Raw genomic sequence first — 20,102 nt, forward strand, 5'->3', positions numbered from 1 at the left:
GTCACCCTCTCTTTTTACTAACAGCTACTCCATCACCAATTGGGAAAATCGTTGTATCATATCCTTCATGGTTCATAAGCCACTCATTGTACGTCTTAATACGACGGATTAAACCACGTGTACGTCTGTTTTCAATTTTCTCTTTTGTCGTTACAAGACCATGGTACATAACATTATCTGAAATAATTACGCCACCAGGATTTAATAACGGTTCATATAAGTCAAAAAAGCGACGATATTGTCCTTTTGCTGCATCAATAAAAATAACATCAAATGTTCCATGTTCTTCTACTTGCTCGCCTGTTTCTAACGCATCACCGTAAATAACGGAAATACGCTCTTTAACTGGTGAACGTTCTATATATTCAAGTGCTTTTTCATATCGCTCGTGATTGCGTTCAACTGTCACAATGCGAGAATTTGGAATAGCTTGCATCATACGAATACTAGAATAGCCAATTGCTGTACCAAGCTCTAAAATACTTTTTGGTCCAATTAAACGTAAAAATTGCAACATAAATTCCATTCCAAGTCGATCCATAATCGGCACATGATTTTCTTTCGCATAGTCTTCCATTTCAAGAATTAATTTATCTTTCGGATCAATAAATGATAATAGGTACTCGTTAACTGCATCCTCCATAATGGTCCTCCTTATTTACATGGAGAAGTGCCTCTATGACGTCTTTTCACACATAGAATGCAATAAAAATACAAGCCAGTTTCACCCTTAGCTTGTACGTCCCGTTTTGATATTAAAAACGATTCTTCTGCCAGTTTTTAACCCGATATATTTTACCACAAAAAAGAGGGATGTGCGACCTTTTTCGCTATCCCTCCTCATTTCACTGTTTTTTCGTAATATATTTTTGCTTTAATGCATTATGCTCTTCCAATGTTTTCGCATAGTACACTTCACCAGTTGGTGCAGCTAAGAAATAATAATAATCTGTTTGCGCAGGTTCTAAAGCCGCCTCCACTGAATGTTTACCAGAGTTTGCAATCGGACCAACCGGCAATCCTTTCACAACATACGTATTGTACGGTGAGTTTACCTTTAAATCTTCGTATAATACACGTTGTTTATGCTTTCCAAGTGCGTATAATACTGTTGGATCGGTTTGCAGTGGCATACCCTTTGCTAAACGATTATAAAAGACACTAGATATCTTTTGACGATCTGTAAAACCTGTCGCCTCTTCTTCAATAAGTGAAGACAATGTTAAAAGCTGATGAACATCCCAGTTTTTCGCTTTCATTTTTGCCTCGTTTTGAACTACGATTGCATTCGTTTTCTCAAGCATCGGAATTACAATTTCTTCTAACGTCGTATCTTTTTTATAGAAAGAGTACGTTGCAGGATATAAATAACCTTCTAATGGGTATTTAATATTGCTATCAAAGATTTTATCCGTTAATAACTTTGGATACTTTTGCTGCATTTTTTGAACAAATGCTTTATCGTTTAATTGACGTACAACATCATCTTTATTCCACTTTAATTCGTTTGCAATTGCATCTGCAATTTCAGTTACTTGTGCCCCTTCTTTTATCGTCACTTTATAAAGAGCTGGACGATGAACATTACCAGATGACATTTGTTCAATCACATCTGAGGCATTCATTGAAGGATTTAATAAATATGTACCCGCTTGTAAATTTTTTGATTTAGCCTTTGTATAAAAACTAAAAACTGTACCGTTTTTCACAGCACCTTTTTCTTCTAAAATCTCACCAATTTTACTAGTAGATGATCCCTTGGGAATTTCTACTTCAATCTCTTTTTTATTCCCGCTATCAACTGGTCCTAATGCGGATGAAATATACGCATAGACTGAACCACAAACTAAAAGCAGTGCAATAATCGAAAATAAAAAAAGACGTCTACGCTTTTTTTTCACTTGATTCTCTATCAACACTCTTCCTCCTTAATTAAATTGTAGACCGTATGTATATCTTTCTATACAACACGATATAAAACACAATAAATTTATTTATCTTTTTTAGATAGACATTTTATTTTTCTACAATCCGTCTCATTATACTACAAAGGATTGCAAGGTTTCGACAAAAAATCTTTCATTTTACATATAAAAAAAGATGGACTATATGTCGTCCATCTTTTCAGTACTTATTATTCAGCTTCTTGCTCATCAGCTAGAGTGTTGAACATTTCTTGTACCATTTCCCACTCTTCTTCAGATTCGATCGGAAGTAAATTTCCGCCCTCTTCTTCATTTTGCTCATAAGCCATTGCATCATAAATTGGGTCTCCATCTTCATCTACTTCACCGATTGGAGAGAAGACTACGTATGATTTTTTGCCAAATTTTTCAGCATCAAAAGTGAAAATAATTTCACATAAATGTTCGTTACCTTTTTCGTCTACAATTGTAATTTGATTTTCTTCCATTTTGGTCACCTCTTATTTACTATCTAAAAATCCTTGTAAGATTACGACTGCAGCCATCTTATCGATTACTTGCTTTCGCTTCTTACGGCTTACATCAGCTGAAATGAGCAGACGTTCCGCTGCCATCGTCGACAAACGCTCGTCCCACATTACAACGTCTAATTGTAACAGCTCTCGTAGGTTTTCTGCAAATTGTTGGCACGCTTCACCACGTGGGCCAATTGTACCATTCATATTTTTAGGTAAACCTACTACTATTTTGTCCACATTGTACTGCTTTACTAACTCAGAAATACGATCAAAACCAAAGTTGCCTCGTTCTTCGTTAATCCTGATTGTTTCCAGTCCTTGCGCTGTCCAGCCCATTTCGTCGCTCATTGCAACTCCGACTGTTTTTGTACCTACATCTAAACCTAATATCCGCATAAACTACTCCTCACGATGATGTTTCAAGTAAGACTTCACAAGCTCTTCAATTAACTCATCACGTTCAAGCTTGCGAATGATGCTTCGTGCATCTTTATGGCGAGGTATGTATGCTGGGTCTCCACTTAATAAATAACCGACGATTTGGTTAATCGGATTATAACCTTTTTCTTGAAGTGCATCATACACAGTTAAAAGTACATCATTTACATGGACACTCTGTTTTTCATCTTGAATGCTAAACTTCATTGTTTTATCAAAACCGTCCATTTCAAGCACCTCACTTATATAGTAAGTATAGGGAGAAGAACTTCTCCTCTCCCTACCATTGTACACTACTATCTCTTTATTTTGAAACAGATTTAACGTACTCTTGTACAAATGCTAAAGCTTCCTCAACTTGCGCTGGGTTTTTACCGCCTGCTTGAGCCATATCAGGACGGCCACCACCGCCGCCGCCGCAACGAGAAGCTACTTCTTTCACAAGTTTACCAGCATGGTAACCTTGGCTAATTAAATCTTTCGTTACGCCAGCTAAGATGTTCACTTTATCATCATTTACAGACGCTAACACGACAACTGCAGACTCTAATTTATTTTTCAGGTCATCCATCATCGTACGTAAGTTGTTCATATCTGCAACGTTTACTTTCGCTGCTAATACGTTTACACCATCAACTGTCATTACTGAATCAGTTAAGTTTCCAGCTTCAATGTTACTTAATTTTGCAGCAAGAGATTCATTTTCTTTTTGAAGTTGTTTTACTTCAGCAAATAAACCATCCACTCTTGTTAAAATATCTTTCGGATTTGTTTTCATTTTTCCTGCTGCTTCTTTTAATAAACCTACTTGATCGTTCATTAATTCGTATGCAGACTTACCAGTTACCGCCTCAATACGACGAGTTCCTGCACCGATACCAGACTCAGCAACGATTTTGAAAATACCGATAGAAGCTGTGTTATCAACGTGACAACCACCGCAAAGCTCTAAGCTGTAATCGCCAACTTGTACAACGCGTACTACATCACCGTATTTTTCACCGAATAATGCCATTGCGCCCATTTCTTTCGCTTCTTCGATTGCTTTTTGAGAAATCTCAACATCAATACTTTCCCAAATTTTCTCGTTTACCATACGCTCAATTTTTTCTAATTCGTCAGCTTGTACTTGACCGAAGTGAGAGAAGTCAAAGCGTAAACGTTCAGAAGTTACAAGAGAACCTGCTTGGTTAACATGCGTTCCAAGTACGTCTTTTAATGCTTGGTGTAATAAGTGAGTTGCTGTATGGTTTTTCACAACGCTACTACGGTTCTTTGTATCAATAACAGCTTTCACAGCCGCATCTTTCGTTAATGTACCTTCTTCAACGACAACTTTGTGCAAGTTTTGGCCGTTTGGTGCTTTTTGTACGTCTTTTACAAGAACTTTCACGCCGTCAGCAAGAAGGTAACCACGGTCTGCAATTTGTCCACCGCTCTCAGCATAGAATGGTGTTACATCAAGCATTAATTGTCCTTCTTCACCAGCTTGTAAGCTGTCTGTGTATTCGCCGTTTTTCACAAGCGCAACAACGTTACTTTCTGTTGCAACTGTACCGTAACCAACGAACTCGCTCGCTACTTTCACTTCTCCAAGGACACCACCTTGAACTTGCATAGAATCAACGTCTTGACGAGCAGCACGTGCGCGCTCACGTTGTTTTTCCATTTCATTTTCAAAGCCTTCCTGATCGACTGTCATACCAGCTTCTTCTGCATATTCTTCTGTTAATTCAATCGGGAAACCGTATGTGTCATATAGACGGAACGCATCTACTCCAGAAATAACAGTTACTTTTTCTTCTTTTGCTTTTGTGATAACTTCAGCTAAAATTGCTTCCCCATCATGAAGTGTTTCATGGAAACGCTCTTCTTCGTTTTTCACAACTTTTGCTATAAAATCTTTCTTTTCAAGTACTTCTGGGTAGAAGTCTTTCATTACCTCTCCAACAACCGGCACTAATTCAAACATGAATGGACGGTTGATGTTTAATTTCTTCGAATAACGAACCGCACGGCGTAATAAACGACGTAATACATAACCACGGCCTTCGTTAGATGGAAGAGCACCGTCACCTACAGCAAATGTTACTGTACGGATATGGTCAGCAATTACTTTAAACGCCATATCTTTTTCTAAGTCACCATCACGATACTTCTCACCAGAAATTGATTCTGTTGCGCCAATCATCGGCATGAATAGGTCTGTGTCAAAGTTTGTAGGTACATCTTGAACGATAGATGTCATACGCTCTAGACCCATCCCTGTATCTATGTTTTTCTTAGGAAGCGGTGTATATGAACCGTCTGGATTATGGTTAAATTGAGAGAATACAAGGTTCCATACTTCTAAGTAACGCTCGTTTTCTCCGCCTGGATATAATTCTGGGTCACTAAAGTCATTACCGTAAGCTTCTCCGCGGTCATAGAAAATCTCTGTATTCGGTCCGCTTGGTCCTTCACCGATATCCCAGAAGTTTTCTTCTAAACGGATGATGCGCTCTTTTGGAACACCCATTTTTTCATTCCAAATTGTGAATGCTTCTTCATCTTCTGGATGGATTGTAACTGATAGTAATTCTTTATCGAATCCGATCCATTTGTCGCTCGTTAAGAATTCCCAAGCCCAAGTAATTGCTTCTTCTTTAAAGTAATCACCGATTGAGAAGTTTCCTAACATTTCAAAGAATGTATGGTGACGAGCTGTTTTTCCTACGTTTTCAATATCGTTTGTACGAATTGATTTTTGAGCATTTGTAATACGTGGATTTTGCGGGATTACACGTCCATCAAAATATTTTTTTAATGTCGCTACACCACTGTTAATCCATAACAGAGATGGATCTTCATGCGGAACTAGTGATGCACTAGGTTCTACTGCATGTCCTTTTTCTTGGAAAAAGTCTAAAAACATTTGACGAATTTGTGCGCCTGTTAGTTGTTTCATTGTATTTTCCTCCTTAAATATAAAAAACTCCCGCCCCTATAAAAGGGACGAGAGTTAACTCGCGATACCACCCTAATTATGAATTGATTAGTATAACAATCAATTCATCACCTCATGGTGCCGTAACGTGGCAAGACGGCAGTGATTAGCTGCTCTCAGGATTAGCTTTCTGTTACCCTTCATTTAAAGCTTCTTTCAGCCATATGGAAGCTTCTCTCTATAAATGGACTGTAACGTACTTTTTCCGTCATTGATTTAATGTATTATATGACTAAATATAATAGAATTCTCTTAAGTTTGTCAATGTAGATAATCATTTATATTGCATTAACCATAGTTATTCTACTATTCATTCTTAACAGCCTTTCAATATATTATGCATTTATTAATAAATTGTACTATCTCTATATTTTTTCAGAATATTATATTTTTTTATAATTAAATTATCAATAATAAAGGAGCGATTACAATGACAACCTTATTAAGCAAAGCTAAAAACATATTAATGACTGACGAAACAATATTGTTTTATGTAGCATGTTCATTAAATATATTTATTTATCGTTCCGTTGCAAGACCAGGACTGTTAATTTTAACGAACAAACGGCTCTTCTTTTATGGACCAGATGTAAGTAAGAACCCAATATTTGAAGAGTACTCTTTTGCAAACATTTCTAATCTAAAAGAGCAAAAACGTCTTTTCAGCAATCAAATTATATTTATGTACGATAATGAATGGAAAAAAATAAAACATATTCAAACAAATGATGTAAGCTCTCTCGTTCAACAAATACACGAGCAACTCTCAAAATAATGAAAGCCCTCTACTTTTATAAGTAGAGGGCTTTCTTATTACACATTTTCTTTTTTCCAAAGAGGTCTTACATGAACGATCACTGTACGAATGACTGCTAAAATTGGAACTGATATGAGTAATCCTACAATTCCCGCCACTTCTCCTCCAACTAGTAATGCCAGCATAATAATAACAGGATGCATACGAAGTGACTTACCAACGATGTAAGGTGATAAAATATTACTTTCCAAAAATTGTAAAATAGCAATCGTAATTCCCGCCTTAATGAGTAAACTCGTTGATACCGTTGCCGCAATCATCAATGTCGGAATCGCCCCTAAAATAGGACCGAAGTATGGGATTATATCCGTTACCCCAATAATAATGCCGAGTAATAATGGATATTTCATACCGATAAACCAAAAAGAAAGAACAGATACTCCTCCTAATACTAAGCAAACAAATAACTGTCCTCGAATATAACTTCCGAGTGACTTATCAATTTCTTTCGCCAGCATTTGCCCTGTACTACGCCACTTACTCGGGACTAGTTTCCAAAAGATATGATAAAACTCACCGTAATCTTTTAATATGTAAAATACAATGAACGGTATTAAGAAAATAATAAGCAACGAGTCCAATACGCCACGGGCTGTGCTCATCACTTTATTTAAAAGTGATTGTATCTTCGTTTCTACCCCACCAAAAATTTGTTTCACCTTTTCATGAATAAATGACGGGAAGTTCGCCGTTTGTTCCGTAACGCCATCCATCCAAGAATCATACATTTTTGTAAACTGCGGGAATTGTTCATTGATTTCTTGTAACTGCTTAATCACAACTGGCGTCCCTTTATATATTCCATAACCAATTCCGCCAAAGAAAAGGATATAAATGAGCAAAATAGCGAGCGTGCGTGGCATCCCTTCCTTATGAATTTTTTCAATTAAAGGATGCAATAAATACGCAATAAAACATGCAATAAGAAACGGTGTAATTGCCACTTTAAACACAAAAACAATCGGTTCCCAAAGCGGCTTAATTTTTAAAAAGACAAGCAAACAAAGAAAGACAAGTAACAATAACCCTAAACGATATATCCAAATGATTTTAAGATTCTTCACACGAAAAACCTCCTCCACCTTTATTGTGAAAATAAATAGGGTAGGTTATGTGCAAAAGTTTTAAAATCTTTTCGTGTAGACCATACTGTTTTGTAAAGATATACATATACATAACATAATAAGGACAACCACCCCTGAGAATGCAGCATGAAACAATATAATCAGGAGGGCTCATAATGGTTTTATTTATGCTCGTATTATCAGCACTTTTTATGATTCTTGAATGGGTTTGTATCGGGTTTGGTATTTGGAAAGGTTTCTTTATTCGTTCCTCACGAAAAGAAAGGGCGAAGCAATTATTTCATTACGGCATGCTTGGCGTTGGATGTTACGGCCTATCTTATCTCTTCTCTGAAATTGGACTTTTATATTTACATACAAGTGCATAAAAAAACTCCCTTATCATAAAGGGAGTTTTTTGCGCTTATAGATAAGATTTAATCATCTTACGTGCTTTTTTCATATTGCGTTTTGAAAATACATCTTGCTTGCGAGCATATTGATACGCTGCCGCTCCAACACCTAATGCGATTAATGAATTGCGTAGATTCAAAGTAAATCCCCCTTTTCGTTATCCGATCGTTCTTTCGTTCTCATCAAATAAATCATCAAGTGAGCTTAATGAACCATCTTCTTCTACTTGATGCGTATGGATTTTCCCCTTTGAAACCGATAATTCGATATAACAATTCCAGCAATAAAATTGGTTGACACCTATTTTTCCAATGTCTTTCCCTTTGCAATTTGGACAAATGAACATATGGCTTTCATCTCCTTACAGTCTCCCAGATTCTATTCGCCATTATGTCCAAACCGCATTCATTTATACATTGCTGGAGCCTTTCAACGTTATACGTTTGAAAGTTTCACTATATAATTTCACCTTGTTACATGAAATCATACGGTGAAATGTTTTCCACGTCCATTTCTTCACCATTAACTGTTACCATCTGTACTTCTCCTTGTGATTCTTGCAAGCGACCCGCTAAAGTTGTTTGACGCATTGCATCATCAAGGCGATTTACACCAGACCGGAAAGCTGCTTCCTCACCACAAATAATAAGGAATTTCTTACTCCTTGTAATGCCCGTGTAAATTAAATTACGACGTAACATACGGTAGTAGCTCTTTACAATTGGCATAATAACTATTGGGAATTCACTACCTTGTGATTTATGAATTGAGCAGCAATATGCATGGGTAATTTGGTTCAAATCAGGCTTTGTATACGTTACTTCAATCCCATCAAATGAAACGATAATCATATCTTGTTGCTCGACATTTTCTTTTGCATAAAAAATCGAAACGATTTCTCCAATATCACCATTAAACACTTGGCTTTCCGGCTGATTGACTAATTGAAGTACTTTATCACCTCTTCGATACACAACGTCACCGTAGGCAATTTCTTTACTTTTTTCTTTTTTCGGATTAAACACTTCTTGAAGAGCTTCATTTAACACATTAATACCTGCTGGTCCGCGGTACATAGGTGCCAACACTTGTACATCTTTTGCGCTAAACCCTTTCGTCTTCGCGTTTTCACATACTTTTTTTACAACTTCAACAATTTGAGCCCCTGCACAGCTGATAAATGAACGATCTTTTTTATTTTGCGCTAAATCTGGTGGAAGTGTTCCGTCTTTTATCGCATGGGCAAGCTGAATAACAGACGAACCTTCTGCCTGACGATAAATTTCTGTAAGTTTTACCGTTGGGATGGCTCCTGCATTTAATAAATCTTTTAACACTTGTCCAGGTCCTACAGATGGCAACTGATCTTCATCACCTACAACGATAACTTGAATATTTGTCGGAAGTGACTTGAATAGCTGATTTGCAAGCCAAATATCAACCATTGAAAACTCATCAATAATGAGTAGCTTTCCTTGTACTGGATCGGTTTCATTGCGCTGGAAAGACCCTTCTGGCGTCCAACCAAGCAAACGATGAATCGTACAAGCTGGAAGCCCTGTCGATTCACTCATACGCTTCGCTGCTCTTCCTGTTGGGGCCGTTAATAATATTGGAAATGGATTATCATCACTGTATTCATTCGTATTTAATGATAATCCGTGCAGTGACGCATACATTTCAACAATCCCTTTAATAACTGTTGTTTTCCCCGTTCCTGGTCCACCCGTTAATAGCATCATCGGCTTATGAAGTGCAGTTTGAACTGCTTCTTGCTGAAGCGGTGCATACTGTACCTTTAGCTGTTCTTCAATTTCCCCTAACGTTTTTAACACTTCTGCTTCAGGGAATGCAGGGGTTTCTTCTTGGTTCATAAGACGACGAATTGACTTTACAACGCCTTTTTCAGAGTAGAATAACGAAGCTAAATACACTCGCTCTTCTTCTATAATGACTTTCCCTTCACTTTGCATCATTTCAACGCAACCTACAATATCTTCCTCAGTCACTCTTCCTTCTTGATTGTTTAAAAGTGACATCGTTTCTCTTACAAGTTGATCTTTCCCCATATAAACGTGACCGAGTTGCAGTGAAACATTCTCTAACGTATAAAAACACCCCGCACGTACACGGTCATCATGATTACCCGATATACCTAACGCACGTCCTATATCATCCGCTCTTCCAAAGCCAATCCCATCCACTTCTTCGATAAGTTGGTACGGGTTATTACGAATCACTTCTAATGTCATCTCTTTATATTGTTGGTAAATCTTAATAGAAAGTTTCGTTCCAAAACCGTAGCCATTTAAAAAGCTCATTACTTTCTCTAATCCTTGATGTTCAACAATTGTCTCATATATTTCCTGAGCTTTTTGTTTGTTGACAACACCATTTAATGCCTCAGGGTCATCCATAATTTTAGAAATAGCATGTTCCCCGAGATGGTCCACAATTTTTTCGGCCGTACGCTTTCCAATCCCTTTAAATAAATCGCTCGCTAAATATTGCACCATACCTGCTTTTGTTTGCGGCAATTCTTTCTTAAACGTTTCAACTAAATATTGTTTCCCATACTTCGGATGGTCTTTAAAATGCCCTGTCAATGTAAACACTTCATCTTCATGCATGCGGGGAAAATGACCGTTTATCATCACTTTTTTTTCGTCGTACGTTTCATTCGTTTCAATGATTTTCATACTGACAACGGAATAGAGGTTTTCTTCGTTGTGGAAAATGGTATGAAGAACTTGCGCTTTTATAAATTTTTTCTCTTCCTCAAACAAATCCATGGCATGTTGATTTCCCATCTTTCCTCTCCTTCCCAAGTTCTTTTCACCTTAATGAGCAGTACATCCCCCACCTCTTTCACAACCTTTAGATGAGGGGTAACTGCGCATTAAACTATAATTTCACTTTATTCAGCTTCTTGCTCTAATAAACGAACACCATTACCAGCTAAAAAGTGATCTGGCTGAATTTCAGTTGCTTTCTTAAATAAAGTAAGAGCCTTCTCGTTATTTTCTTCAAATACGTACGCAACACCTAAATTATAATACGCATCTGCATGCTCTTCATCCATTTCTAATACCTTTTCAAAATAAGGTTTCGCCTCTTGAATATGTTCTAAACGTGCAAAGCAAAGTCCGCACTGGAACACAGCTTCTACATCGTTTTCATCTAATTCTGTTGCTCTTTGTAAAAACGGCAGTGCAAGAAGATCATTTCCAAGTTGCACATGTGTAATACCTAACATAAATGTTACATCAGCTGATTGTAATCCCGCTTGCATCGCTTGTTCAAATACAGCCTTTGCCTCTGCAAATTGCTCTTGACTGTAATACACATTTCCTAATCCATAATAAGCAGCCGCAGATTTATCATCTAATTCTAATGCACGCTTATAAAATAAAATTGCTCTTTCACTATCACCTATTACATCTAATAAGTTCGCAAAATTAATGTATCCAAGCGCATCTTTCGGATTTTCTTCGATTGCTTCTGTGAAATTTTTAGCAGCTTCTTCCCAGTTTCCTTCTTGCATATATTGAATACCTGTTTCAAGTTTGTTTGACATGTCCTTCACCTCTACAACAAATTATAACAAAGAATGTATTTTCCAAGCGAACGAAAATTCGCTTTATGTAAAAGAAACCTCTAACCGCAAATCGGCAGAGGCTTCTCGTTTTATCCTAAATAATCCAATTTCTTACCGCTACGGTACACTTCATCAATTGTAGCACCGCCTAAGCACTCATCTCCATCATAGAAAACAACTGCTTGTCCTGGTGTAATTGCACGAATTGGCTCGTCACAAAGAATACGAACTGTATTTTCATCAACGATTTGAACCGTTACTTTATTGTCTTCTTGACGATAACGGAATTTCGCTGTGCACTTAAATTCTTTTTCTTTCGCTTCATTACTTACCCAACCGATATTCGTAGCAATAACTTCATCACCATATAGAAGTTCGTTATGGAACCCTTGATCAACATATAAAATGTTTTCTTTCAAGTTTTTCCCAACAGCAAACCATGGATCACCGTTACCACCAATACCAAGGCCATGACGTTGTCCAATTGTATAGTACATTAAACCGTCATGCTTTCCTTTCACTTCACCAGATAATGTTTGCATCACACCTGGTTGTGCTGGTAAATAGTTACTTAAGAAATCTTTAAAGTTACGCTCACCAATGAAGCAAATACCAGTACTATCTTTCTTCGCCGCTGTCGCTAAACCAGCTTCTTTCGCCATTTCACGAATTTGTGGTTTCTTTAATTCACCTAACGGGAACAATGTTTTTGATAATTGCTCTTGGCTTAATTGATTTAAGAAATAAGTTTGGTCTTTATTATCATCAACGCCACGAAGCATTTTATATTCGCCGTCCATATAAGCAACGCGTGCATAATGACCTGTCGCTACATAATCAGCACCAAGCGCAATTGCATGCTCTAAAAATGCTTTAAATTTAATTTCTTTGTTACACATTACATCTGGGTTTGGCGTACGACCAGCTCGGTACTCATCTAAGAAGTACGTAAATACTTTATCCCAATATTGTTTTTCAAAGTTTACTGCATAATACGGAATGCCAATTTGGTTACACACTTCAATTACATCATTGTAATCTTCTGTTGCTGTGCAGACACCATTCTCATCTGTATCATCCCAGTTTTTCATAAAGATTCCGATTACATCATAACCTTGCTCTTTTAATAAAAGAGCTGCTACAGATGAATCAACGCCACCGGACATCCCGATGACAACGCGTGTTTCGTGAGGTAGTTTGTTCATCATGTCACCTCCCATGCTAATTTTGTGTTAATCGCTTCACGATTTTCACTGTTTCGTACGCCGCTTTCTCAATTTGCTCTTTCGTATTTCCAAGCCCGAAACTAAAGCGTACGGATGAACGTATTTGATCGGAGTCTTTTCCGAACATCGCTACTAATACATGTGATGGATCAATCGAACCAGCTGTACAAGCCGAACCACTTGACACTGCAATGCCAGCTAAGTCTAAGTTCACAAGGAACGGTTCAATGTTCATTCCTGTAAAACTGATATTAAGCACATGTGGTAAGCGATATTCTAAGTTTCCGTTTACCTCGAAAGTAATGTCTTCATTTTTGAAGACAGATACCATTATATCTTTAAACTCTTCATATTGGGCATTTTTTTGCTCACGAGTTTTTTCAGCTAGCAAAATTGCACGTTGCAAACCAACGATACTCGGCACATTTTCAGTACCAGCACGGCGTTTTCTTTCTTGCTCCCCGCCTATTAATAACGGTTCAAATTTCACATTTGCACCAGCGTATAGGAACCCTACACCTTTTGGCCCGTTAATTTTGTGAGCTGAAATCGATAATAAATCAATGCCGAACTCTTTTACATCTATTTCTACTAATCCGTAAGCTTGTACCGCATCTGTATGAAAATAGGCTTGATGCTCTTTTAGCAACTTCCCTATTTCCGCGATTGGTTGCATCGTCCCAACTTCATTATTCCCAAACATAACGGATACGAGAATTGTCTCTTCTGTTAATGCCTTTTGTATGTCAGAAACTTGAACGCGTCCTGTTTCATCAACAGGTAAATATGTCACTTCAAACCCTTCGCGCCCTAACAATTCACACGTATGCAAAATTGCATGATGTTCAATTTGCGTCGTTATAATATGGTTACCTTTATGACGGTTCGCACGTGCTACACCTATAAGTGCTAAATTATCAGCTTCTGTACCACCGCTCGTAAATATAATTTCATTCGGATTCGCATGAATGCTACGTGCACCCGCGCGTCTCGCCTCATCTACTGCATGGCGTGTTTGACGTCCATAAAAGTGAATACTAGACGGGTTTCCAAATGTTTCTGTCATATATGGAATCATCTTTTCGACCACTTCTGGGTGAGTCGGAGATGTCGCAGCATGATCTAAGTAAATGCGTTCCATTAAATCTCCTTCTTTCCAAATCGTTTCACAAGGAATTAAATGTAAAACATATAGCCCCCGTGATTTTCTTCCTCATAACGTACTAAATCTTCTAACGTTGTACTATCTAACACTTCTTGCACCGCATCACGAACACGCATCCATAATTGGCGTTGTGCTGGTTCTTCTTCTTCTATCATTTCTACAACACTAATTGGACCCTCTAATACACGGATTACATCTCCCGCTGTAATGTTAGCTGGCTGATCTGACAATACATATCCGCCATATGCACCGCGCGTACTCTTTACTAGACGAGCGTTACGAAGTGGTGAAATTAATTGCTCTAAATAATGTTCCGATAAGTCATGTGCCTGCGCAATTGATTTTAAGGAAATCGGACCTTCACCAAACTTTTTTGCAAGATCGATCATAATTGTTAAGCCGTAGCGGCCTTTCGTTGAAATCTTCATCTATTTTGCACCTCTTTTCAAATTTTCACTTCTATTAGTTATATCTTATTTATAAAAGAACACAATTTAAAATCCTATGAAATTATAGCATAATATAGTATTATAAGAAATTTCAACTTGTGTATCAAAATGATAACATAAAATCACATTGAAAAACTCGGAAATTATTACAATTGAAAGAAAAATGAAAATATTAATATTCATTTTTCCCACAAAACAGCATCCTATTTCAAATTCCACTAAAAAAAATGATACGATAGAAAGAGATTATACATTAAGGGAGACGGTAAAAATGAAACAACCACTCGCACATCGAATGCGCCCTACAAATATTCAAGAAATTATCGGACAACAACATTTAGTTGGTGAAGGAAAGATTTTATGGCGAATGGTCCAAGCAAATCATTTTCAATCTATGATTTTATACGGCCCTCCAGGTACTGGAAAAACTTCTATTGCAAGCGCAATTGCAGGAAGTACTGGAACCCCTTTTCGCCTATTAAACGCTGTTACTCATAATAAAAAAGATATGGAAGTTGTCGTACAAGAGGCAAAGATGCATCGACACCTCGTTTTAATTTTAGATGAAGTACACCGTCTAGATAAAGCAAAACAGGATTTTCTATTACCTCATTTAGAAAGCGGACTCCTTACCTTAATTGGTGCAACGACGAGTAATCCGTTCCATGCTATTAATTCTGCTATTCGAAGTCGTTGTCAGATCTTCGAATTACACGCATTAACAGAAGATGATCTTTTAATTGGCTTAAAACGAGCACTTGAAGATAAAGAAAAAGGTCTTGGGGAATATGATGTAACTGTTACGCCTGAAGCATTACATCATTTTGCAAATGCATCAGGCGGAGATATGCGTTCCGCTTATAATGCACTTGAACTAGCTGTTTTATCTAGCTTTACAACGGATGACAACGCTGCGGAAATTACGCTAGAAATCGCTGAAGAATGTTTGCAAAAAAAGAGCTTCGTTCATGACAAAGATGGAGATGCTCATTATGACGTATTATCGGCATTTCAAAAATCAGTGCGCGGAAGTGATGTAAATGCAGCACTTCATTATTTAGCACGTCTTATTGAAGCTGGTGATTTACAAAGCATTGGTAGACGCCTTCTTATTATGGCATATGAAGATATCGGACTTGCTAGCCCGCAAGCTGGACCACGTACACTAGCAGCTATAGAATCAGCTGAACGAGTTGGATTCCCAGAGGCACGTATACCACTTGCAAATGCTGTTATCGAGCTTTGCCTATCACCAAAATCAAACTCAGCTTATAAAGCACTTGATGCTGCACTACACGATTTACGTAACGGTCAAACCGGTGACATCCCAAGTCATTTAAAAGATAGTCATTACAAAGGCGCAGAATCACTTGGAAGAGGCATTGGATACTTATATCCACACGACCATCCAAATGGCTGGGTACAACAACAATACTTACCTGATAAAATAAAAAACAAACAATATTATAAACCGAAAGCGACAGGGAAATTTGAGCAAGCACTTTCTACTGTATATGAAAGATTACAAAGTTCGAATAAAACGAAAAATAAAGGGTAACCTAAGCGAAAACGTCACCATTATGGAGGTTTCGCTTATGAAAACACGTCAAGATGCATGGACAAAAGAAGACGATCTCCTTTTAGCAGAAACTGTTTTACGACATATTCGCAGCGGCAGTACACAAATAAAAGCATTCGATGAAGTCGGCGATACATTGAACCGCACTTCAGCAGCTTGCGGCTTTAGATGGAATGCTGAAGTACGACCGAATTACGAAGATGCGGTTCAACTTGCAAAAAAACAACGTAAAGAATTAAAACGCTCTGAAGCTAAAATAGAAAAAGAGCATTTCACGCAAACGAAACAACTCGTAATTGATGCCGAGTTTTCAGAAGATATTACACCAAATAAACAAGAACTTACAATGCACAGTGTTATTTCATTTTTACAAAACTTAGAGCACAATGACCCTTCACTCGCAAAGTTACAAACTGAAAATGACGTATTACAGGCTCAGCTCACGTCCCTGCAAAAAACGAATCATGAACTCGAAGCAAAATTAGTAATACTCTCAAAAAAACAACAAGCAATTGAAGAAGATTATGCCATGCTTGTTAGAATTATGGACCGTGCTCGAAAACTCGTTTCAGTTGAAGAACAAGAAGAACAGATTGCCCCCATTTTCAAAACAGATCAAAATGGAAATTTAGATATTATATATTCTGCAGAGAATTAAAAGCAGGGATGCCACTTTTTTGACTAAGTGACATCCCTTTTTGTTTATTTGATGAACAGCATATATATGTGTGTATGTGCCAGTAAATCAAATTATATCAACGATTTTTCAAATATATCTATCGTAACTCAAATTATATCGATGATTCGACACACAATATCGATTTACCGACAAAAACCGAAGAAATATCCCTCCCTTTCATACAAGGAAACTCCTGAAACGAATTGGATATTTTTTACTTAAATGTTACTATAAACATATACGTTTGAAGGGAGATAATTACTATTTCATTAATAGTCTTCAAAATAACACTCGGTGTTCTCGTCCTAACTTTAGCTCTTTTCACCATTAACAGCTTAAAAAAGACGTCCGCCTATAAATCAGATAAATATGATCATTACTTACTAGCCTTGCTTACATTTGAACTAGTGGTGATGCAAATATCCATATTTCTTTAATACATATAAAAAAGCATATATCCGAAATGGATATATGCTTTTACTTTATTCTTGCCCTACACGTTTCACTTCTACGTTTTTAATACGTTCACGTACAACGTGACTTGCCATAATTAAGCCTGCCACAGATGGTACGAATGCATTTGATGAAGGTGGTAATTTCGCTTTACGAATTTTTGCATTTTCGTCTGGTACGATTTCTTTACGTACTTCTTCACGAATTACGATTGGGTTTTCGTCAGAGAAAACAACTTTTACACCTTTTTTAATACCATCTTTACGAAGCTTCGTACGAATTACTTTCGCAATTGGATCTGTATGTGTTTTAGAGATATCCGCAATACGGAAACGAGTTGGGTCCATTTTATTTGCCGCACCCATACATGAGATAATTTTAATTTTGCGACGTAAGCACTGTTTAATTAAATGAATTTTGAACGTAATCGTATCAGATGCATCTACTACGAAATCCAATCCATGTTTGAAGAACTCTTCATATGTTTCATCAGTATAAAACATTTCTAGTCCAATTACTTCACACTCTGGATTAATGTCTGCGATACGCTCTTTCATTAATTCTACTTTTGAACGTCCTACAGTAGATACTAACGCGTGAATTTGACGGTTTACGTTTGTAATATCTACAACGTCTTTATCGACTAATACGAGACGTCCTACGCCAGAACGTGCTAACGCCTCTGCCGAAAATGACCCTACGCCGCCAATTCCTAAAATACCGACTGTACTATTTTTTAATATTTCAAGTCCTTCTTTACCGAAGGCTAATTCATTACGTGAAAATTGATGTAACATTCAGCTCTACACTCCTATTACAAAAATGGTCTACCATGTATTCTAGCGTTTTTCCGACTATTTGTATAGAAAAAGTTATAGAATTCCTAAAAATACATATTTCGATAATGAAAACATAGTATAAACCGGCTTTTATTTCTTCCTAAATACAAGTTTAAAAAAAGCCTAGATGGTATTAGTATAACCATCTAGACCCTATTTTCACTTCTCTTACTTCTCTTCTTTCAAGCTCAACTTCAAGTTTAACTCTTCAAGCTGTGCTTCTGCAACTGGGCTTGGAGCTTCTGTTAATAAGCAGCTTGCGCTTGCTGTTTTCGGGAATGCAATTGTATCACGAAGGTTCGTACGACCTGCAAGTAACATAACAAGACGGTCTAAACCTAATGCGATACCACCGTGTGGTGGAGTACCGTACTCGAATGCTTCTAATAAGAATCCGAATTGCTCTTGTGCTTCTTCTTGTGAGAATCCAAGTGCTTTGAACATTTTTTCTTGTACGTCACGCTCGTAAATACGAAGTGATCCACCACCAAGCTCATAACCATTTAATACAAGATCATATGCTTGTGCACGTGCTTTTTCTGGTGCCATTTCTAATAACTCAACATCTTCACGGAATGGCATTGTGAATGGGTGATGAGCTGCAAAGTAACGATCTGCATCTTCATCGTACTCAAGAAGTGGCCAATCCGTTACCCATAGGAAGTTAAATTTACTTTCATCGATTAACTCAAGCTCTTTACCTAGACGTAAACGAAGTGCACCTAAGCTATCTGCAACAACGCTCTTCTTATCTGCTACGAATAGTAATAAGTCGCCAGCAGTAGCTTCTAATGTAGTCATTAACGCGTTTGCTTCTTCTTCACCGAAGAATTTCGCAATCGGTCCTTTTAAGCCATCCTCTTCCACTTTAAGCCAAGCTAGACCTTTTGCACCGTATACTTTTACGAATTCAGTTAATGCATCGATATCTTTACGAGAGTATTTGCTCGCAGCACCTTTTGCATTAATTGCTTTTACTTGTCCGCCGCTTTCTACAGCACTTGTAAATACTTTAAAACCACACCCTACTGCAAATTCAGATAGGTCTGTTAGTTCCATTTCAAAGCGTGTATCTGGCTTATCAGAACCGTAGCGAGCCATTGCATCAGCATATTTCATACGAGGGAATGGTGCACGCACTTCTACACCTTTTGCATCCTTCATAACTTTCGTCATCATGCGCTCCATCATATCTAAAATTTCATCTTGTGTTAAGAATGAAGCTTCGATATCGATTTGCGTGAATTCTGGTTGACGGTCTGCACGTAAATCTTCGTCACGGAAACAACGTGCTACTTGATAGTAACGCTCAAATCCGCCGACCATAAGAAGCTGTTTAAATAATTGCGGAGACTGTGGTAATGCATAGAATTCACCATCATGTACACGACTTGGTACTAAATAGTCACGAGCTCCTTCTGGTGTGCTCTTCGTTAAAATTGGTGTTTCCACTTCTAAGAACTCTTCTGTGTCTAAGAAGTTACGAATTGTTTTCGTTACATCGTGACGCATTTTGAATGTGTTAAACATTGCAGGACGACGTAAGTCTAAATAACGATATTTTAAACGCACATCTTCTGATGCATCTGTATCATCAGCAATAATGATTGGCGTTGTTTTTGCTGCATTTAATACGTTTACTTTCGTTGCTTGTACTTCAATACGACCAGTTGCCATATTGTCATTAATTGCACCTTCACCACGCTCAACAACTGTACCTTCTACGTGTAATACGTATTCACTACGAATCGTTTCTGCTATTTCTAACGCTTCTTTTGATGTTTCTGGGTTAAATACAACTTGCACGATACCTGTACGGTCACGTAAGTCGATAAAGATTAATCCACCTAAATCACGTCGTTTTTGTACCCAACCTTTTAATTGAACTGTTTGTCCAACTGCTTCTACTGTTACTTTTCCACATGCATGTGTTCTTTCAGCCACTGTAAGTT

Annotated in this window: 20 protein-coding genes and 1 other annotated feature; of the genes, 4 read left to right on the forward strand and 16 right to left on the reverse strand. The window is 37.5% G+C overall.

The features are described from left to right. Position 1: 1 nt before the first annotated feature. The 6 genes from KZZ19_RS21420 to alaS all read right to left on the reverse strand — a co-directional run bounded on the left by KZZ19_RS21420 (position 2) and on the right by alaS (position 5,828). A complete protein-coding gene (locus KZZ19_RS21420; protein WP_237979550.1) occupies positions 2-643 on the reverse strand; it encodes an O-methyltransferase in 642 nt (213 codons plus the stop codon). A 202-nt stretch (positions 644-845) separates the two neighbouring features. Then, complete coding sequence (gene mltG / locus KZZ19_RS21425; protein WP_088097835.1) at positions 846-1,916, reverse strand: endolytic transglycosylase MltG; 1,071 nt, start codon at positions 1,914-1,916, stop codon at positions 846-848. A gap of 218 nt (positions 1,917-2,134) precedes the next feature. After that, positions 2,135-2,413, reverse strand: coding sequence for a DUF1292 domain-containing protein (locus KZZ19_RS21430; RefSeq protein ID WP_088097836.1), 279 nt, complete (start codon positions 2,411-2,413; stop codon positions 2,135-2,137). Positions 2,414-2,425: 12 nt separating this feature from the next. After that, positions 2,426-2,839 (reverse strand): Holliday junction resolvase RuvX, encoded by a 414-nt coding sequence (ruvX, locus tag KZZ19_RS21435; RefSeq protein ID WP_061677211.1) that lies wholly within the window; start codon positions 2,837-2,839, stop codon positions 2,426-2,428. A gap of 3 nt (positions 2,840-2,842) precedes the next feature. Continuing rightward, positions 2,843-3,109, reverse strand: coding sequence for an IreB family regulatory phosphoprotein (locus KZZ19_RS21440; RefSeq protein ID WP_000348590.1), 267 nt, complete (start codon positions 3,107-3,109; stop codon positions 2,843-2,845). Between the two features lie 76 nt (positions 3,110-3,185). Beyond that, positions 3,186-5,828, reverse strand: coding sequence for an alanine--tRNA ligase (gene alaS / locus KZZ19_RS21445; RefSeq protein WP_237979552.1), 2,643 nt, complete (start codon positions 5,826-5,828; stop codon positions 3,186-3,188). A gap of 40 nt (positions 5,829-5,868) precedes the next feature. Next, positions 5,869-6,088: a binding site (T-box leader), on the reverse strand. Between the two features lie 209 nt (positions 6,089-6,297). On the opposite strand from alaS, the gene KZZ19_RS21450 reads away from it, so the two are divergent. After that, positions 6,298-6,642, forward strand: a complete 345-nt coding sequence (locus tag KZZ19_RS21450) for a PH domain-containing protein (RefSeq protein WP_088059728.1) — start codon at positions 6,298-6,300, stop codon at positions 6,640-6,642. A 38-nt stretch (positions 6,643-6,680) separates the two neighbouring features. On the opposite strand, the gene KZZ19_RS21455 is transcribed toward KZZ19_RS21450, so the two are convergent. Next, positions 6,681-7,748, reverse strand: coding sequence for an AI-2E family transporter (locus KZZ19_RS21455; RefSeq protein ID WP_088097839.1), 1,068 nt, complete (start codon positions 7,746-7,748; stop codon positions 6,681-6,683). Positions 7,749-7,924: 176 nt separating this feature from the next. Between KZZ19_RS21455 and KZZ19_RS21460 the strand changes: the two genes are divergently transcribed. Continuing rightward, complete coding sequence (locus tag KZZ19_RS21460) at positions 7,925-8,137, forward strand: hypothetical protein (RefSeq protein WP_000242555.1); 213 nt, start codon at positions 7,925-7,927, stop codon at positions 8,135-8,137. A gap of 35 nt (positions 8,138-8,172) precedes the next feature. Here KZZ19_RS21460 and KZZ19_RS21465 read toward each other — a convergent pair whose 3' ends face one another. From KZZ19_RS21465 to cymR, 7 genes are all read right to left on the reverse strand, one after another. Then, entirely contained in the window at positions 8,173-8,301 is a 129-nt protein-coding gene (locus KZZ19_RS21465) for a YrzQ family protein (RefSeq protein WP_001053553.1), read from the reverse strand. Between the two features lie 18 nt (positions 8,302-8,319). Next, positions 8,320-8,508, reverse strand: coding sequence for a hypothetical protein (locus tag KZZ19_RS21470; RefSeq protein WP_000469281.1), 189 nt, complete (start codon positions 8,506-8,508; stop codon positions 8,320-8,322). Between the two features lie 127 nt (positions 8,509-8,635). Continuing rightward, entirely contained in the window at positions 8,636-10,972 is a 2,337-nt protein-coding gene (gene recD2, locus KZZ19_RS21475) for an SF1B family DNA helicase RecD2 (RefSeq protein ID WP_237979554.1), read from the reverse strand. A 107-nt stretch (positions 10,973-11,079) separates the two neighbouring features. After that, a complete protein-coding gene (locus KZZ19_RS21480; protein ID WP_237979555.1) occupies positions 11,080-11,739 on the reverse strand; it encodes a tetratricopeptide repeat protein in 660 nt (219 codons plus the stop codon). 110 nt (positions 11,740-11,849) lie between these two features. Continuing rightward, entirely contained in the window at positions 11,850-12,965 is a 1,116-nt protein-coding gene (gene mnmA, locus KZZ19_RS21485; RefSeq protein ID WP_088097843.1) for a tRNA 2-thiouridine(34) synthase MnmA, read from the reverse strand. A 16-nt stretch (positions 12,966-12,981) separates the two neighbouring features. After that, the gene (locus KZZ19_RS21490) at positions 12,982-14,127 is read right to left on the reverse strand and encodes a cysteine desulfurase family protein (RefSeq protein WP_237979556.1); all 1,146 of its coding nucleotides are present in this window, start codon (positions 14,125-14,127) and stop codon (positions 12,982-12,984) included. Between the two features lie 35 nt (positions 14,128-14,162). Continuing rightward, on the reverse strand, positions 14,163-14,579 hold the full coding sequence (gene cymR, locus KZZ19_RS21495; protein WP_000704116.1) for a cysteine metabolism transcriptional regulator CymR: 417 nt from the start codon (positions 14,577-14,579) through the stop codon (positions 14,163-14,165). A gap of 292 nt (positions 14,580-14,871) precedes the next feature. Here cymR and KZZ19_RS21500 point away from each other — a divergent pair, with 292 nt between their 5' ends. Together KZZ19_RS21500 and KZZ19_RS21505 are read left to right on the forward strand one after the other, a co-directional pair. Beyond that, the gene (locus tag KZZ19_RS21500; protein ID WP_237979557.1) at positions 14,872-16,158 is read left to right on the forward strand and encodes a replication-associated recombination protein A; all 1,287 of its coding nucleotides are present in this window, start codon (positions 14,872-14,874) and stop codon (positions 16,156-16,158) included. A 37-nt stretch (positions 16,159-16,195) separates the two neighbouring features. After that, a complete protein-coding gene (locus tag KZZ19_RS21505; RefSeq protein ID WP_237979558.1) occupies positions 16,196-16,837 on the forward strand; it encodes an RsfA family transcriptional regulator in 642 nt (213 codons plus the stop codon). 503 nt (positions 16,838-17,340) lie between these two features. Here the strand turns inward: KZZ19_RS21505 and KZZ19_RS21510 are convergent. Together KZZ19_RS21510 and aspS are read right to left on the reverse strand one after the other, a co-directional pair. Next, the gene (locus KZZ19_RS21510; RefSeq protein WP_000903181.1) at positions 17,341-18,108 is read right to left on the reverse strand and encodes a tRNA threonylcarbamoyladenosine dehydratase; all 768 of its coding nucleotides are present in this window, start codon (positions 18,106-18,108) and stop codon (positions 17,341-17,343) included. Between the two features lie 210 nt (positions 18,109-18,318). Continuing rightward, a complete protein-coding gene (aspS, locus tag KZZ19_RS21515) occupies positions 18,319-20,094 on the reverse strand; it encodes an aspartate--tRNA ligase (RefSeq protein WP_237979559.1) in 1,776 nt (591 codons plus the stop codon). Positions 20,095-20,102: the final 8 nt, after the last annotated feature.

Origin of the sequence: Bacillus thuringiensis (assembly GCF_022095615.2) — a bacterium.
Taxonomy (GTDB): Bacteria; Bacillota; Bacilli; order Bacillales; family Bacillaceae_G; genus Bacillus_A; species Bacillus_A cereus_AG.

Excerpts from the sequence above, each read along its gene's own strand:
- KZZ19_RS21420 (WP_237979550.1), bottom strand. The coding sequence starts at position 643 with ATGGAGGATGCAGTTAACGAGTACCTATTATCATTTATTGATCCGAAA.
- KZZ19_RS21430 (WP_088097836.1), bottom strand. The coding sequence starts at position 2,413 with ATGGAAGAAAATCAAATTACAATTGTAGACGAAAAAGGTAACGAACAT.
- ruvX (WP_061677211.1), bottom strand. The coding sequence starts at position 2,839 with ATGCGGATATTAGGTTTAGATGTAGGTACAAAAACAGTCGGAGTTGCA.
- KZZ19_RS21440 (WP_000348590.1), bottom strand. The coding sequence starts at position 3,109 with ATGGACGGTTTTGATAAAACAATGAAGTTTAGCATTCAAGATGAAAAA.
- alaS (WP_237979552.1), bottom strand. The coding sequence starts at position 5,828 with ATGAAACAACTAACAGGCGCACAAATTCGTCAAATGTTTTTAGACTTT.
- KZZ19_RS21450 (WP_088059728.1), top strand. The coding sequence starts at position 6,298 with ATGACAACCTTATTAAGCAAAGCTAAAAACATATTAATGACTGACGAA.
- KZZ19_RS21460 (WP_000242555.1), top strand. The coding sequence starts at position 7,925 with ATGGTTTTATTTATGCTCGTATTATCAGCACTTTTTATGATTCTTGAA.
- KZZ19_RS21470 (WP_000469281.1), bottom strand. The coding sequence starts at position 8,508 with ATGTTCATTTGTCCAAATTGCAAAGGGAAAGACATTGGAAAAATAGGT.
- recD2 (WP_237979554.1), bottom strand. The coding sequence starts at position 10,972 with ATGGGAAATCAACATGCCATGGATTTGTTTGAGGAAGAGAAAAAATTT.
- KZZ19_RS21480 (WP_237979555.1), bottom strand. The coding sequence starts at position 11,739 with ATGTCAAACAAACTTGAAACAGGTATTCAATATATGCAAGAAGGAAAC.
- mnmA (WP_088097843.1), bottom strand. The coding sequence starts at position 12,965 with ATGAACAAACTACCTCACGAAACACGCGTTGTCATCGGGATGTCCGGT.
- KZZ19_RS21490 (WP_237979556.1), bottom strand. The coding sequence starts at position 14,127 with ATGGAACGCATTTACTTAGATCATGCTGCGACATCTCCGACTCACCCA.
- cymR (WP_000704116.1), bottom strand. The coding sequence starts at position 14,579 with ATGAAGATTTCAACGAAAGGCCGCTACGGCTTAACAATTATGATCGAT.
- KZZ19_RS21500 (WP_237979557.1), top strand. The coding sequence starts at position 14,872 with ATGAAACAACCACTCGCACATCGAATGCGCCCTACAAATATTCAAGAA.
- KZZ19_RS21505 (WP_237979558.1), top strand. The coding sequence starts at position 16,196 with ATGAAAACACGTCAAGATGCATGGACAAAAGAAGACGATCTCCTTTTA.
- KZZ19_RS21510 (WP_000903181.1), bottom strand. The coding sequence starts at position 18,108 with ATGTTACATCAATTTTCACGTAATGAATTAGCCTTCGGTAAAGAAGGA.